The organism is Rathayibacter caricis DSM 15933, from assembly GCF_003044275.1.
GTDB classification, from domain to species: Bacteria; Actinomycetota; Actinomycetes; order Actinomycetales; family Microbacteriaceae; genus Rathayibacter; species Rathayibacter caricis.
Map to the genome: position 1 here is coordinate 1,830,825 of NZ_PZPL01000001.1, position 14,127 is coordinate 1,844,951.

Here is a 14,127-nt window from a genome sequence, read left to right on the forward strand (position 1 = left end):
GGAGAACGCCATGACCGACGAGAACGAGAACACGGCGGCCGGGTCGACCGCGGGCGGCGGCGAGGCGCAGGCCTCGTCCGGACCGCGGGCCGGCTGGTACCCCGACCCCGCCGGATCGCCGCGGCAGCGCTGGTGGGACGGGACCGGCTGGACGGACTCGCTCCGCGACGCCCCGGCGGCGACGCCTCCCGCACCGCCCGCCGCGCCCGTGACGCCGCCCGCGCCGCTCTACGGGCAGACGTCGAGCGGGCAGTCGACGACGTACGGGCAGTCGGCCTCGGGGCAGTCGGCCACGGGGCCGGCGGCTCCGGGACCGGTCGCCCCTACCGGTGGCTACGGCCAGCAGGCGCCGGGGGAGCCGCCGCGGTACGGCCAGCAGGCTCCCGTGCCGCCGGAGCCGTCGGCGCAGCAGCCCGCGCAGCAGAACCCGTACGCGCAGCAGAACCCCTACGCCCAGCAGAACCCCTACGCCGCGCAGACCCCCGCTCAGCCCTACGCCTCCGCGCCCTCGCGCCCCGCGCAGCAGCCCCGCGACACGAGCATCGTCAGCGCCACGCCCTGGATCTGGGTCGTCGTCCTGCTGCCGCTGCTCTCGGCCCTGTCGGTGCTGCTGCTCCCGCCGAGCCTCGTCGTCGAGTCGGCGATGAGCTCGGCCTACGGCACGACGTCGTCGATGGGCGTCTCGACCGCCTACCTCCTCGGCCTCGGTGCGGTGCAGGTCATCGGGTTCCTGATCTACGCGGCCGAGGTCGTCTTCGCGTTCCTCGACTGGCGGCAGCTGAAGCGCGCCGGGATCCAGCGCCCGTTCCACTGGGCGTGGGCGTTCCTGGCCGCTCCGTACGTGTACGTCATCGGCCGCAGCGTCGTCGTCAAGCGCGTCACCGGCGGCGGCCTCCTGCCGCTCTGGATCTTCCTCGGCGTCGTCGCGGTGACGTTCCTCATCGTGATCATCTGGACCGGCGCGCTCTTCTCGGAGATGATGACGGCCTTCCCCGGCATGGCCTACTGACCCGATGCCGTCCCGGGAGCCGGTCAACGGCGACGTGTCGTTCTGGTGGTCCTCGCTGGGGCGACCGGAGGCGCGGCCCGCACTCCCGGGGCCGCTGGACGTCGACGTCTGCATCGTGGGCGCCGGCTACACGGGCCTCTGGACGGCCTACTACCTGAAGAAGGCCGCTCCGGATCTGCGGATCGCGGTGCTCGAGCAGCGCTTCGCCGGTTTCGGGGCGTCGGGCCGCAACGGCGGCTGGCTGACGAACGAGATCACCGGAGGCGTCTCCTCCTACGCCCGCAGTCACGGCCGGGAGGCGGTCGACCGGTTCCAGCTCGCGGTGAACGAGACGGTCGACGAGGTGATCCGCGTCGCGGCCGCCGAAGGCATCGACGCGGACATCGTCAAGGGCGGCGAGTACCAGGTGGCCCGCGGTCCGGCGCAGAAGCGGCGCCTCGAGGCGACGGTCGCCGCCGCCCGGGCCCGCGCCCACACCGACGTCGAGCTGCTCGACGCGGCGGAGGCGTCGGCGCGGATCGCCGTGAGCGGCACTTCGGCCGGCATGTGGCACCCGCACTGCGCCAGGATCCATCCCGCGAAGCTCGCGGCGGGACTCGCGCGCACCGTCGAGGCGCTCGGAGTCGTGATCCACGAGGACACCCGGGTCGACGAGATCCGCCCCGGAGCCGCCGTCACGGCGCGCGGAACCGTCCGCGCCGACATCGTGCTGCGCGCCACCGAGGGCTTCACCGCCGAGCTCGCCGGTCACCGCCGGGAGTGGCTGCCGATGAACTCCTCGCTCGTCGCCACCGAGCCGCTGCCCGCCGCGGTGTGGGACGAGCTCGGCTGGGCGGGACGCGAGACGCTCGGCGACTTCGCGCACGCCTACATGTACGCGCAGCGCACGGCCGACGACCGCATCGCGATCGGCGGCAGGGGAGTGCCGTACCGCTACGGCTCCCGGATCGACGTCGACGGGGCGACCGACCCGCGCACGCTCTGGATGCTGCGCGGGATCCTCGAGCGCTTCTTCCCTGTGCTGGAGGGAGTGGGGATCGACCACGTGTGGTCGGGCGTTCTCGGAGTGCCGCGCGACTGGCACGCGACCGTCGGTCTCGACCGCGCCACGGGACTCGGCCGGGCGGGCGGCTTCGTCGGCACGGGGGTGACGGCGACCAACCTGGCCGGGAGGACCCTCCGGGACCTCGTGCTCGGCGAGCGCACCCCGCTCACGGAGCTGCCGTGGGTCGACCACCGCGTGCGGCGGTGGGAGCCGGAGCCGCTGCGCTGGCTCGCGGTGACGACGCTCTACACCGCGTACGGCCTGGCCGACGGCGCCGAGGCCCGGGGGAGGGCGACCACCTCGCCGCTCGCGAGCCTGGCCGACGTGGTCGCCGGCCGCTCGCACTGAGCCCGCCCGCTCGCAGGGAGCCGAGCCCCCGTTACGCCTCGCCGCGCTGGATCAGGCGCGACAGCACGATCGCCGAGCGCGTGTGGTCGACGTTCGGGGCGATGCGCACCTTCTCGAGCGCGAGCTCGAGGCTCGGGATGTCGCGCGAGCGGATGTGCACGATGGCGTCCGCGGATCCGGTGACGGTGCCGGCGTCGACGACCTCCGGCACCGCCGAGAGGATCCGGCGCAGCTCGTCGGGGGCGACGGTGCCGCGGCAGAACAGCTCGACGTACGCCTCCGTCGCCATGCCGTCGACCGCGGGATCGACCTTGATGGTGAAGCCGCGGATCACGCCGTCGGCCACGAGGCGGTCGACCCGGCGCTTCACGGCGGAGGCGGACAGCCCGACCACCCCTCCGATGTCGCCGTACCCCGCCCGGGCGTTCTGGCGCAGCAGATCGAGGATCTTCCGGTCGATGTTGTCCATGCGTCGAGCCTAGGGCGGGAGGACGGAGCGGGCGCTCCGGGGAAGGGTAGCCTTGCCTTCGCACCCCCGCTCGAGCAGAAGGAGGACCCCGTGCCCGCTCTCCTCGACGAGCTGGGGTTCGTGGAGCTGCTGGCGGCCCTCTTCGCCATCGTGTTCCTCCGTGCGCAGGCCACCTACTGGCTGGCGCGCGCGATCGCGGCGGGAGTCGCCTCCCGCCGGTGGGGCCGGTGGCTGGAGTCCCCGGCGATGCGGCGCGCCTCCGCGGTGCTCGCCCGGTACGGAGCGCCCGCCGTCACGGTGAGCTTCCTGACGGTCGGATTCCAGACGGTGGTCAACGCCGCGGCGGGTGCGACGCGGATGCGCTGGCTCGTCTACCTCCTCGCGATGATCCCGGGCTGCGCCGCCTGGGCGCTGATCTACGCCACGGTCGGCTTCGCCGTGCTCTGGGCCGTGATCGGCGCGGCGGCCGGGTCTCCCGCGGGAGTGGCCGTGCTCGCGGTGCTCGTCGCGGCGGTGGTCGTGAGCGTGGTGCTCGTCCGCCGGCGGGGCTCCGTCCGTTCGTCGCGCTGAGCGGCTGCCGTCGCGGTCGGGGCGCGCCCGTCTGCGTTCGCGACCCCTCCGACCGGTTCGTCGGCCCCTCTGGCGAAAACCCGCGCCCGGCTATATAGTTGCTCTTGGTCAATAGTTGACCCCGGTCAACTAGAACCGCAGATCACACTCGAGGAGCCGTATGTCCCGCGCACAGCGCACCGTTCCGGAGGCCTCCGCCCCGGATCGCCACACCCCCGCAGGCCCCGACGGGGCCATGTCGCACCGTCAGGTGCTGGAGTCGCTCAGCGGCCTGCTGCTGGGCATGTTCGTCTCGATCCTCGCCGGCACGGTCGTCTCGACCTCGCTGCCGCTGATCATCTCGGACCTGAAGGGCGACCAGAACGCCTACACCTGGGTCGTCACCGCGACCCTCCTGGCGACCACCGTCTCGACCCCGCTCTGGGGCAAGTTCGCCGACCTCTTCAACCGCAAGCTGCTGATCCAGCTCGCCCTCGCGGTCTTCGTCCTCGGATCCGCGGCCGCGGGCTTCTCGCAGGACACGAATATGCTGATCGTGTTCCGCGTCTTCCAGGGCCTCGGCGCCGGCGGTCTCGCGGCGCTGAGCCAGATCATCATGGCCGACATCATCAGCCCCCGGGAGCGCGGCAAGTACGCCGGCCTCTTCGGCGGAGTGATGGCCGTCGGCACCGTCGGCGGCCCCCTCCTGGGCGGCGTCGTCACCGACGCGTTCGGCTGGCGCTGGAACTTCTTCATCGCGCTGCCCGTCGCCATCGTCGCGATCGTGCTGCTCCAGGTGACCCTCCGCCTCCCCGCGCACCCCAAGCGCACGGTGAAGATCGACTACTTCGGCGCGGTCCTGATCGCCGCGGGCGTGTCCCTGCTCCTGATCTGGGTCTCGCTCGCCGGCAAGAACTTCGAGTGGGCCTCGTGGGAGACCGCGCTCATGGTCGGCGGCGCCGTGGTGCTGCTGGTGGCCGCGGTGATCGTCGAGCTCACGGTCGACGAGCCGATCATCCCGATGGGGATGTTCAGGAACCGCACCTTCAGCCTCGCGGTCGTCGCGAGCGTCTCGGTCGGCGTCTCGATGTTCGGCACCGCGGTGTTCCTCGCGCAGTACATGCAGCTCTCGCGCGGAGCGACGCCGACGCAGTCGGGTCTGCTCACCATCCCGATGATGGCGGGCCTGCTGATCGCCTCGACGATCTTCGGCGGCATCATCTCGCGCACCGGCAAGTGGAAGGCGATCATGGTCTCGGGCGGCGTCCTCGCGGTCGTCGGCACCTACCTCCTGAGCACGCTGCGCTACGACACGAACCTGGTGCTCGTCGGGATCTACATGGCCGTCCTCGGCGCCGGCCTGGGCATGCTCATGCAGAACCTCGTCCTCGTCGTGCAGAACTCGATCGAGGTGAAGAACCTCGGAGTCGCCACCAGCGCGGTCACGTTCTTCCGCAGCCTCGGCGGCACGATCGGCGTCTCGGTCCTCGGCTCGATCCTCGGCACCGTGATCGCCGACCGCATCGGCAGCGGCGTGGCCGGCCTCGAGCCCGCGGATCAGGCGCTCGCCGCCCAGACGCTGGGCAGCGGCACGATCCCGCAGGTCGCCACCCTGCCCGAGCCGCTCCGCATCGTCGTCGAGAGCGCCTACGGCATCGGCGTCGGCGACGTGTTCCTCTTCAGCATCCCGCTCGCGATCATCACCCTGATCGCCGTGATCCTGCTCCCGAACGTCGACCTCGGCACCAAGAACGCGATCCAGCTGAAGTCGGAGCCCGGGGCCCCCGCCACCGGCTCGACCCGCGTGGTCGAGGACGCGGAGGACGCGCTCATCGCGACGGCCGACGGCCAGGCGGGCCTGCGTCCCGTGGGCCAGGCGAGGCCGACCGGCTCGATCGACGTGGTCGAGCGCCGCTGATGACTCCCTCGGGAGTCCTCGACGCCGCGCCGGGATCCGTTCCCGGCGCGGCGTCCCCGCGCGCGCTCGCCGAGGTCGAGGAGCAGATCACGGCGCTCGCGGTGCAGGTGCGCAGCGCCGTGCGCGACGCGGCGGCCGCGATCGACCCGTCGCTCCCTCCGTTCGGCCTGCGGCTGCTGCGGATGCTGGAGCGCTGCGGCCCGGTCCACGCGAGCGTCGCCGCCGAGCGGCTGGGCGTCGACCGGAGCGCCATCAGCCGACAGGTGCGCCAGCTCGCCGAGCTGGACATGGTCGAGATGACCGTGGACCCCGACGACGGGCGCGCCCGCTTCCTCGCACTGACGGCCCTGGGCCGCGAGCGCACGGCGCACCTCGGCGGCGAGCAGCGCCAGCGGATGCACCGGGCCCTGCGCACCTGGCCCGAGGAGGACCTGCTCGCGTTCGCCGGCTACCTCGAGCGGCTCACGACCGCGGACTGACCGCGTCAGCGCCGGGCGGCGGCCCCGCCACCAGCGCCGCGACGTGCACGACGAACGCCCGGCGCCGCGCGCGCACCGCGTCCCCGCCCGAGCGGTCCGAGAACGGCGTCAGGTGCCAGATCTCGCAGAGGCCGAGCAGGGCGATGAACACGTCGTCCGGCGCCCAGGCCGGGTCGACCGCTCCCGCCGCCTGCCACTCCCGCACCCGGATCTCGGGAGCCGGGACGGCGCCGAGGCGCTCGCTCGCCTCCTCCCAGAAGCCGGGGCCCTCGAGCCGCGCCCAGGTGAGCAGGCGGAGGAACTCCGGGTGGTCCCAGACGTGGTCGAACATCCGCTCGGCGAGGTCCGGCAGATCGACGGCCTCCTCGAGCAGCAGGGCGTCGAGCTCCTGCAGGGCCCCGACGACGGACGAGACGAAGAGGCCCCGCTTGCCGCCGTAGTAGGCGTAGAGCCGCTCCTTGTTCAAGCCCGCGGCGGCGGCGATGCGGTCGATCCGCGCTCCGGCGAAGCCGTGGGCCGCGAACTCGCCGGTCGCGGCGCGCAGGATCCGCTCGCGGGCGGGCTCGGGGCCCGCCGTCGTCGTCTCGCTCACCCTCGCACCTCCGGCCGCACGAACGTTACACTCGTCCGTGCCCAACCAACCGGTTGGGCTGGTTCGGCCCCGACGACGCGGTGCGGATCAGGACCCGCCGGTCCCGCTCCCACCCTCCTCGAAAGGCCTCCGTGACCAGCCACTCCCCGTCCCGCCGCTGGTGGGTCCTCGTGATCCTCGCGCTCACGCAGCTCGTCGTCGTGCTCGACGGCACGATCGTGAACATCGCGCTCCCCGAGGCGCAGCGCGACCTCGGCCTCTCGGACGTCGAGCGCCAGTGGGTCGTCACCGCGTACGCCCTCGCCTTCGGCGCCCTGCTGCTGCTCGGCGGCCGCATCGCCGACTACACCGGGCGCAAGCGCACGTACCTCATCGGGATGATCGGCTTCGGCGCCGCGTCCGCGTGGGGCGGGCTCGCCTCCTCCGGCACCGAGCTGATCGCGGCCCGCGGTCTGCAGGGCGCGTTCGCCGCCCTGCTCGCCCCCGCCGCGCTCGCCCTGCTCACGGTCACCTTCCCGAGCGGCCGCGAGCGCAGCACCGCGTTCGCCGTCTTCGGCGCGGTCGCCGGCGCGGGAGCGGCCGTCGGCCTCGTGCTCGGCGGCCTCCTCACCGAGTTCGCCGACTGGCGCTGGTGCCTCCTGGTCAACGTGCCGTTCGTCGTCGTCGGCGTGGTCGCCGGAGCGCTGCTCGTCACCGAGAGCCGCGCCGAGGGCCGCAACCGCTTCGACATCGCCGGCACCGTCGTCGTCGCGCTCGGGCTCTGCGCGGTCGTCTACGGCTTCACCCTCGCCGAGCAGGGCTGGCTCCGCGTCGACACGATCGGCTTCCTGGTCGTCGGAGTCCTGCTCCTCGCGCTCTTCGTCCGCATCCAGGCGCGCTCCGACCACCCCTCGCTGCCGCTGCGCATCGTGTCGGACCGGGTCCGCGGAGGCGCGTTCCTCATCCAGGCCATCGTCGGCAGCGTGATGATCGGCTCCACGCTCTACCTCACCCTGCACCTGCAGATCGTCCTCGGCCTCCCGCCGCTCGAGGCGGGGCTCGCCAGCCTCCCGATGACGCTGACGATCATGGTCGTCGCCGGTGTCGCGACCCGTCTGCTCCCCGTCGTCGGACCGCGTCCGCTGATGATCGCGGGGCCGATCATCGCCGCCGTCGGGCTCCTCTACCTCAGCCGCATCACGGCCGACGGCGCCTACGTCGTGCAGGTCCTGCCCGCGCTGATCGTGCTCGGCCTCGGCATGGCGCTGATCTTCGTCCCCGTGCAGAACCTCGCCCTCAGCGGAGTCGCCGCGCACGACGCCGGTGCCGCCGGCGCGGCGGCGAACGCGTCGATGCAGATCGGCGGCTCGATCGGGCTCTCGATCTTCACCACGATCTACGCCGGTGCCGTGGGCGCCGAGCCCTCGCCCGCGGCTCTCGTCGACGGCTACTCCGCCGTCTTCGTCACCGCGGCGGTCGGGCTCGTGATCGCGGCGGGCGTCGCCGTCGCGATGATCCGGGTGAAGAAGGAGGAGTTCCTCGCGCAGGCGCCGTCGGAGGCGGTCGCGCACCTGGGGTAGGCCCCCACTCCGGCCGACCCTCGGGTTAGGGTGCTGGGATGCTCCCTCTGACCGAGGACGCGGTGCGCGCCTCCTTCGTGAACGCCTCCCGCAAGGAGGTCGCCGACGTCTCGCTGCCGGTCGGCTTCGACTCCCTCGACTGGGACTCGATCGACCTCCTCGGCTGGCGCGACAAGAAGATCGGGCGCCGCGCCTACGTGGTGGTGCCGATCGACGGCCGGGCCGTCGGGGTCCTGCTGCGGCAGGCTGACGCGCTGCCCCGCTCGCGCGCGCAGTGCTCGTGGTGCCGCGACACGCGCCTCCCCAACGACGTCGTCTTCTTCGGTGCGCGCAAGGCCGGCGCGGCCGGGCGCTCGGGCGACTCGCTCGGCACGCTCGTCTGCGCCGACTTCCAGTGCTCGGCGAACGTGCGGGCGCGGCCCCCGATCGCCTACGTCGGCTTCGACGTCGAGCAGGCGAAGGCCGAGCGGATCGAGACGCTGCGCGCGAAGTCCGCCGGCTTCGTCCGCGAGGTGCTTGCGACGCAGTGAGCGGCGCTCAGCGCCGAGTGGAGGCGCGCACGTGCATCCGCTCGCCCTGGCGCCCGAACAGCGACAGGAACTCGACCGGCTTCTCGTCGGCCCGGCCGAACCAGTGCGGCACTCGCGTGTCGAATTCCGCCGCTTCGCCGGCGGGCAGCACCAGGTCGTGCTCGCCGAGCCGCAGCCGCAGCCGTCCGCTGAGCACGTAGAGCCACTCGAAGCCCTCGTGGGTGCGCTGCTCGAGATCGTCGACGGGCGGTGCCAGGGGCCCGCCCGGGATCGTGTGCTTGAACGCCTGCAGTCCGCCGGAGTCGCGGGTGAGCGGCTGGATGAGCATCCCGTTCCGCCGCATCGGGCGCCCGTGCACGCGCGGGTCCTCGGGCGCCGCTCCGACCAGCTCGTCCAGCGGGGCGCCGAGTGCGCGGGCGATCGGCAGCAGCAGCTCGAGCGTCGCGCGCCGGCCCCCGCTCTCGAGCCGCGAGAGGGTGCTCGCCGAGATCCCGGTCTCGGCCGAGAGCGAGGCGAGGGTCCGGTCGCGGCGCAGGCGGAGTCGGCGCAGTCGCGGTCCGACGGCGGCCAGCACCTCGTCGTCGGAGGGTCGGGAGTCGTCGGGCATGCTCCGAGACTGGCAGAAGGGCCGCGCCGTCGTGCCGGAACAGCACGGATCCGCGACACCGGCTCCCGGGCGGCGCACTCTCGATCCATGACACGCACCCCCGCCCCCGCCGACGTCCTGATCCTCGGCGCCTCCTTCGCCGGCCTCGCCGCCGCCACCGCCCTCGGCCGCAGCCTCCGCGACGTCCTCGTCGTCGACGGCGGCCCTCCGCGCAACGCCCCGGCGCCCGGCGCGCACAACGTCCTCACCCGCGACGGCAGCGCGCCGACCGAGCTCGTCCGCCTGGCCCGCCTCGAGGCCGAGGGCTACGGCGCCCGGGTCGTCACCGGGCGGGTCGTCAGCGCATCCAGCACCGGCGAGGCCGTCTCGGCGACCCTCGCCGACGGCACCGTGCTGCACGCCCGGCGGCTGCTGCTCGCGACCGGAGTCGCCGACCGGCTCCCCGCGATCCCCGGCCTCGCGCCGCGCTGGGGCCGCGACGTGCTGCACTGCCCGTACTGCCACGGCTTCGAGGTGCGCGGGCGGAGGATCGCCGTGCTCGGCAGTGGATTCGCGCCGCACCAGGCGCAGATGTTCCGCCAGCTGAGCCCGCACGTCTCGATCCTGCTGAACGGCGTCGAGGCGCCGACGGGGGAGGAGGCGCGCGGACTCGCCGCCCGCGGCATCGCGCTCGTCGAGGGCGCGGTCGAGGAGGTCCGCGTGGAGGACGACCGCCTGGTCGGCGTCGTGATCGACGGGACGATCCTCCCGCTCGACGCGCTCGTCGTCGCCCCCGACGTCTCGGCGCGCCTGCCCGCCGGACTCGGTCTCGAGCTCGTCGACCACCCCTCCGGCGTCGCGCGCCACCTCTCGGCCGACCCGATGGGGCGCACGGGAGTCGCCCGCGTCTTCGCCGCCGGCTCGCTGGTGGAGCCGATGTCGCAGGTGATGGCGGCGGCCGCCGACGGTCTGCGGGTGGGCGCCGCGATCAACCACGACCTGATCGAGGAGGAGATCGCCGCGTCGCTGCGCGAGCACGCCGCCTAGTGCTCACCAGGCCCTAGCGCCGCCGGTACTCCAGCTCCGGCCGCCCGGGCGAGCCGTAGCGGGGAGCGCGCTCCGCGACTCCGGTGTCGGCCAGGTGCTCGAGGTAGCGCCGAGCCGTGACCCGCGAGACGTCGAGGCGGGTCGCGAGCTCGGCGGCCGACAGCCCGACCTCGCCGAGCAGCGCGGTGACGGACTCGAGCGTCTCGGCCGACAGGCCCTTCGCCAGGCCCGGCGCGTTCGAGGTCCGCAGCGCCGCGAACGCGCCGTCGACCTCGTGCTGGCTCGCGACGGCCGAGCCGTGCAGCTGCCCGCGGTAGGAGCGGTAGCTGGCGAGCTTCGCGGCGAACGTGCTGAAGACGAACGGCTTGATCAGGTACTGCACGATGCCCGCGGCGACGGAGGCGCGCACCACCGCCGCGTCGCGCACGGCCGTGATCGCGATCACGTCGACGTCGAGCCCGGCCGCTCGGACGGCCCGGCAGAGGTCGAGCCCGCCCATGTCCGGCAGGTTCATGTCGAGCAGGATCAGCGCGATGCCGGAGTCGGCCCGCAGTGCGCGGATGGCCTCGGCCCCGGTGCCGGCGACCGCCGCCACCTCGAACCCCTCGACACGGCGGACGTAGTCGGCGTGGGCGCTCGCGGTGAGCGGCTCGTCCTCGACGACGAGCACGCGGATCGGGGTCATCGCGCCGCCTCCGTCGCCAGGTCGGCGCGCACCGGCAGCGGGAGCTGGACGGTGAACACCGCGCCGACGTGCCGCGACACCTCGATCGTGCCGCCGAGGCGCTGCACCACCTGCTGCACCAGCGCCAGTCCGATGCCGCGGCCGAACGCGTCCTGCTCCTTCGTCGAGTACCCGCGCGCGAACACGTCCGCCGTCTCCTCCACTCCGGGGCCGCTGTCGGACACCTGGATCACCAGCTCCTGCTCGCCGCGCGCGCCCTCCGCGTGGCCGAGGTAGACCTCGACCCACGGCTCGTCGACGCCCTCGGGAGCCGCGGCCGCATCGAGCGCGTTGTCGATCAGGTTGCCCAGCAGCGTCACCAGATCGCCGGGCTCGAAGCCCTGCGTGCCCGGCTCCAGGTGCGTCTCGAGGTGCAGCTCGACGCCGCGCTCGCGCGCCTGCGCCATCTTGCCCAGCAGCAGCGCGGCGATCACCGGCTCCTGCACCGAGGTGATCAGCCGGTCGGCGAGCCGCTGGCTGAGCGTCAGCTCGCCCGCCGCGAACGACAGCGCCTGCTCGGGCCGGCCCAGCTCGATCAGCGAGGCGATGGTGTGCAGCCGGTTCGAGAACTCGTGGGTCTGCGAGCGCAGGGCGTCCGAGAGGGTGCGCATCGACTCCAGCTCGCCGGTCATCCGCTGCAGCTCGGTGCGATCGCGGAGGGTGGTCACCGTGCCCAGCGGACGTGCTCCCGGCGACGCGGCCGGCTGCTCCGTGACCACGAGGATCCGCTCGCGGGCGACGACGAGGCGGTCGGTGACCGGCTCGTCCGAGCGGAGCAGCTCGCGCAGCGCCTCGGGGATGTCGAGGTCGGCGATCGGCACCGGGGTGCGGACGCCCTCGAGGCCCAGGAGCTCGAGCGCGTGGTCGTTCGCGAGCACGAGGCGCCCCCGGTCGTCCACCAGCAGCAGCCCCTCGCGCACCGAGTGCAGCACCGATTCGTAGTAGGCGAACACCTGGCTCATCTGCTCCGGGCCGCGCCCGCCGGTCACCCGCCGCAGGTAGCGGGCCAGGAGCCAGGAGCCGAGACCGCCGAGCAGGACGGCGCCGAGCGCGCCCCACGCGACGACCTGCACCCGGGCGCCGAAGGACGCGTCGACCGCCTGCAGCGTGACTCCGGCCGACACCAGCGCGACGATCTCGCCGCTCCCGTCGAGGATCGGCGCGACCGCGCGCACCGACGGCCCGAGCGTGCCCGTGTAGGTCTCGGTGAACGTGCGGCCCTCGAGCGCCGGGGCGATGGTCCCGATGAAGGCCTCGCCGATCCGCTCGCGGTCGCGGTGCGTGTACCGGGTGCGGTCCGGATTCATGATCGTGAGGAAGTCGACGCCCGTGTCGGCCATGATCGCCTCGGCGTACGGCTGCAGCGGGCGCGACGGATCCGCCTCCTGCGTCGACTCGACGACGAACGGGTTGTCGGCGACGGTGCGGGCGACGACGAGGCTGCGCGCGGCGGCGTCGTCACCGGCGCGCCCGCGGGCGTCGACGGCGAGCACGGCGACCGCGGCGGCGGCGATGAGGAGGATGCAGAGCAGCTGCACCGCGAACAACCGCGCGGCGATGCTGCCGCGCGGGCCGCGGTCGCGGCGCGCACGCGGGGCGCGCACTCGGGGCATCGCGACCTCCTCGTCACCTCTCGCAGCGGGCGGAGCGGGCTCCGGCCGTTCCGCGTGAACAGTATGAACGCAACCGCGCCCCCGGACGTCGGCGGGGCCACCATCGGAACGTTCCGGAGCGCTCACCGCTCCGGCCCCGCACCTCACCGGCACGACGACCCGTCGCACCAGCACCCCGCGAACACCCTCCCTCGACGAAGAGACAGGACACGCTCATGGCGAAGACGCCCGGACGCCCCTCCGACCGGAACGGCACCGACAGGCTCAGCCCCTCGGTCACCCCCGCGAAGACCCGCAAGCGGATCGACCGCAACCACTGGCTGTACATCGCGGTCATCATCGCGGTCGTCGCCGGCGTGATCGTCGGCCTCGTGGCCCCCGCGTTCGCCGCGACCCTCGAGCCCGTCGGCAAGGCCTTCGTGGGCCTGATCAAGATGATGATCGCGCCGATCATCTTCTGCACGATCGTGATCGGCATCGGCTCGATCGCCAAGGCCGCGACGGTCGGCAAGGTCGGCGGACTGGCCCTGGGCTACTTCATCGTCATGTCGACCTTCGCGCTGGCCATCGGCCTGGTCGTCGGCAACATCCTGCACCCGGGCGAGGGGCTCGACATCTCGGGCGCCACCTACGACACGACCGACCTCAAGGCCGAGACCACCGCGGAGTTCGTCCTCGGCATCATCCCCGTGTCGCTGTTCTCGTCGCTGGTCGACGGCAGCATCCTGCAGACCCTCTTCGTCGCCCTCCTCGTCGGCTTCGCGCTGCAGAAGATGGGCGCCAAGGGCCAGCCGATCCTCGGAGCGATCAAGCAGCTCCAGGTGCTCGTCTTCCGCATCCTCTCGATGGTCCTCTGGGTCGCCCCCATCGGCGCTTTCGGAGCGATCGCCGCGGTCGTCGGCAAGACCGGCTGGGGCGCGGTCGTCGCCCTCGCCACCCTGATGATCGGCTTCTACATCACCTGCGCGATCTTCGTGGTCGTCATCCTCGGGCTCCTGCTGCGCATCGTCACCGGCGTCAACATCTTCTCGCTGATGAAGTACCTCGGCCGCGAGTACCTCCTGATCGTCGGCACCTCCTCCTCCGAGGCCGCTCTGCCCCGCCTGATCGCCAAGATGGAGCACCTGGGCGTCTCCAAGCCCGTCGTCGGCATCACCGTCCCGACCGGCTACTCCTTCAACCTCGACGGCACCGCGATCTACTTGACCATGGCGTCGCTCTTCATCGCCTCGGCCACCGGCTCGCCGATGTCGATCTCGGAGCAGATCGGGCTCCTCCTCTTCATGATGATCGCCTCGAAGGGAGCTGCGGGCGTCACCGGCGCCGGCCTCGCCACCCTCGCCGGCGGCCTGCAGTCCTTCCGCCCCGACCTGGTCGACGGCGTCGGCGTCATCGTCGGCATCGACCGGTTCATGTCGGAGGCCCGCGCGGTCACCAACTTCACCGGCAACGCGGTCGCCACCCTCCTCGTCGGCACCTGGACCAAGCAGGTCGACACCACGCAGGTCCGCGAGGTCCTCGCCGGCCGAGTCCCGTTCGACGAGGCCTCGCTCGGCGCCGACGACCACGACGCCCCGGCCGCGTCGGGCACCTCGATCACCGAGGGCATCGCGTCGATCAGCACCGCCGACCGCGCGGAGCTCGCCGGTAAGCGCTAGG

Annotated in this window: 14 protein-coding genes; 9 read left to right on the forward strand and 5 right to left on the reverse strand. The window is 73.1% G+C overall.

Translation table 11 applies throughout. From position 1 onward, the window contains the following. Positions 1 to 10 precede the first annotated feature (10 nt). Positions 11 to 1,009 (forward strand): DUF2510 domain-containing protein, encoded by a 999-nt coding sequence (locus tag C1I63_RS08425; protein WP_107574497.1) that lies wholly within the window; start codon positions 11 to 13, stop codon positions 1,007 to 1,009. Between the two features lie 4 nt (positions 1,010 to 1,013). After that, on the forward strand, positions 1,014 to 2,402 hold the full coding sequence (locus C1I63_RS08430) for an NAD(P)/FAD-dependent oxidoreductase (protein WP_107574498.1): 1,389 nt from the start codon (positions 1,014 to 1,016) through the stop codon (positions 2,400 to 2,402). A gap of 31 nt (positions 2,403 to 2,433) precedes the next feature. Here the strand turns inward: C1I63_RS08430 and C1I63_RS08435 are convergent, their stop codons facing one another. After that, positions 2,434 to 2,871 (reverse strand): Lrp/AsnC family transcriptional regulator, encoded by a 438-nt coding sequence (locus tag C1I63_RS08435; RefSeq protein ID WP_055786568.1) that lies wholly within the window; start codon positions 2,869 to 2,871, stop codon positions 2,434 to 2,436. Positions 2,872 to 2,961: 90 nt separating this feature from the next. Between C1I63_RS08435 and C1I63_RS08440 the strand changes: the two genes are divergently transcribed. The 3 genes from C1I63_RS08440 (at position 2,962) to C1I63_RS08450 (ending at position 5,817) form a co-directional block, all read left to right on the forward strand. Then, on the forward strand, positions 2,962 to 3,441 hold the full coding sequence (locus tag C1I63_RS08440; RefSeq protein ID WP_107574499.1) for a DedA family protein: 480 nt from the start codon (positions 2,962 to 2,964) through the stop codon (positions 3,439 to 3,441). Positions 3,442 to 3,676: 235 nt separating this feature from the next. Next, a complete protein-coding gene (locus tag C1I63_RS08445; protein ID WP_107574500.1) occupies positions 3,677 to 5,338 on the forward strand; it encodes an MDR family MFS transporter in 1,662 nt (553 codons plus the stop codon). Beyond that, positions 5,338 to 5,817 carry a MarR family winged helix-turn-helix transcriptional regulator gene (locus tag C1I63_RS08450; RefSeq protein WP_107574501.1) on the forward strand — a complete coding sequence of 160 codons (480 nt, stop codon included), beginning with the start codon at positions 5,338 to 5,340 and terminating at the stop codon, positions 5,815 to 5,817. Before C1I63_RS08445 ends, C1I63_RS08450 begins: the two co-directional genes overlap by 1 nt. Here the strand turns inward: C1I63_RS08450 and C1I63_RS08455 are convergent. After that, positions 5,801 to 6,409 (reverse strand): TetR family transcriptional regulator, encoded by a 609-nt coding sequence (locus C1I63_RS08455; RefSeq protein WP_107574502.1) that lies wholly within the window; start codon positions 6,407 to 6,409, stop codon positions 5,801 to 5,803. The genes C1I63_RS08450 and C1I63_RS08455 overlap by 17 nt on opposite strands. Positions 6,410 to 6,540: 131 nt before the next feature. Here C1I63_RS08455 and C1I63_RS08460 point away from each other — a divergent pair, with 131 nt between their 5' ends. Together C1I63_RS08460 and C1I63_RS08465 are read left to right on the forward strand one after the other, a co-directional pair. Beyond that, complete coding sequence (locus C1I63_RS08460) at positions 6,541 to 7,968, forward strand: MFS transporter (protein WP_211315600.1); 1,428 nt, start codon at positions 6,541 to 6,543, stop codon at positions 7,966 to 7,968. Between the two features lie 38 nt (positions 7,969 to 8,006). Next, on the forward strand, positions 8,007 to 8,498 hold the full coding sequence (locus C1I63_RS08465) for an FBP domain-containing protein (protein WP_107574503.1): 492 nt from the start codon (positions 8,007 to 8,009) through the stop codon (positions 8,496 to 8,498). Between the two features lie 7 nt (positions 8,499 to 8,505). Here C1I63_RS08465 and C1I63_RS08470 read toward each other — a convergent pair whose 3' ends face one another. Beyond that, positions 8,506 to 9,105 (reverse strand): helix-turn-helix domain-containing protein, encoded by a 600-nt coding sequence (locus tag C1I63_RS08470; RefSeq protein ID WP_055786587.1) that lies wholly within the window; start codon positions 9,103 to 9,105, stop codon positions 8,506 to 8,508. Between the two features lie 87 nt (positions 9,106 to 9,192). Here C1I63_RS08470 and C1I63_RS08475 point away from each other — a divergent pair, with 87 nt between their 5' ends. Further along, complete coding sequence (locus C1I63_RS08475) at positions 9,193 to 10,131, forward strand: NAD(P)/FAD-dependent oxidoreductase (RefSeq protein WP_107574504.1); 939 nt, start codon at positions 9,193 to 9,195, stop codon at positions 10,129 to 10,131. 13 nt (positions 10,132 to 10,144) lie between these two features. Here the strand turns inward: C1I63_RS08475 and C1I63_RS08480 are convergent, their stop codons facing one another. Both C1I63_RS08480 and C1I63_RS08485 read right to left on the reverse strand, forming a co-directional pair. Then, positions 10,145 to 10,816 carry a response regulator gene (locus tag C1I63_RS08480; RefSeq protein ID WP_056866384.1) on the reverse strand — a complete coding sequence of 224 codons (672 nt, stop codon included), beginning with the start codon at positions 10,814 to 10,816 and terminating at the stop codon, positions 10,145 to 10,147. Further along, positions 10,813 to 12,468, reverse strand: coding sequence for a sensor histidine kinase (locus C1I63_RS08485; protein WP_107574505.1), 1,656 nt, complete (start codon positions 12,466 to 12,468; stop codon positions 10,813 to 10,815). The genes C1I63_RS08480 and C1I63_RS08485 overlap by 4 nt, the downstream gene beginning before the upstream one ends. Before the next feature lie 215 nt (positions 12,469 to 12,683). On the opposite strand from C1I63_RS08485, the gene C1I63_RS08490 reads away from it, so the two are divergent. Further along, complete coding sequence (locus C1I63_RS08490; protein WP_107574506.1) at positions 12,684 to 14,126, forward strand: cation:dicarboxylate symporter family transporter; 1,443 nt, start codon at positions 12,684 to 12,686, stop codon at positions 14,124 to 14,126. Position 14,127 lies beyond the last annotated feature (1 nt).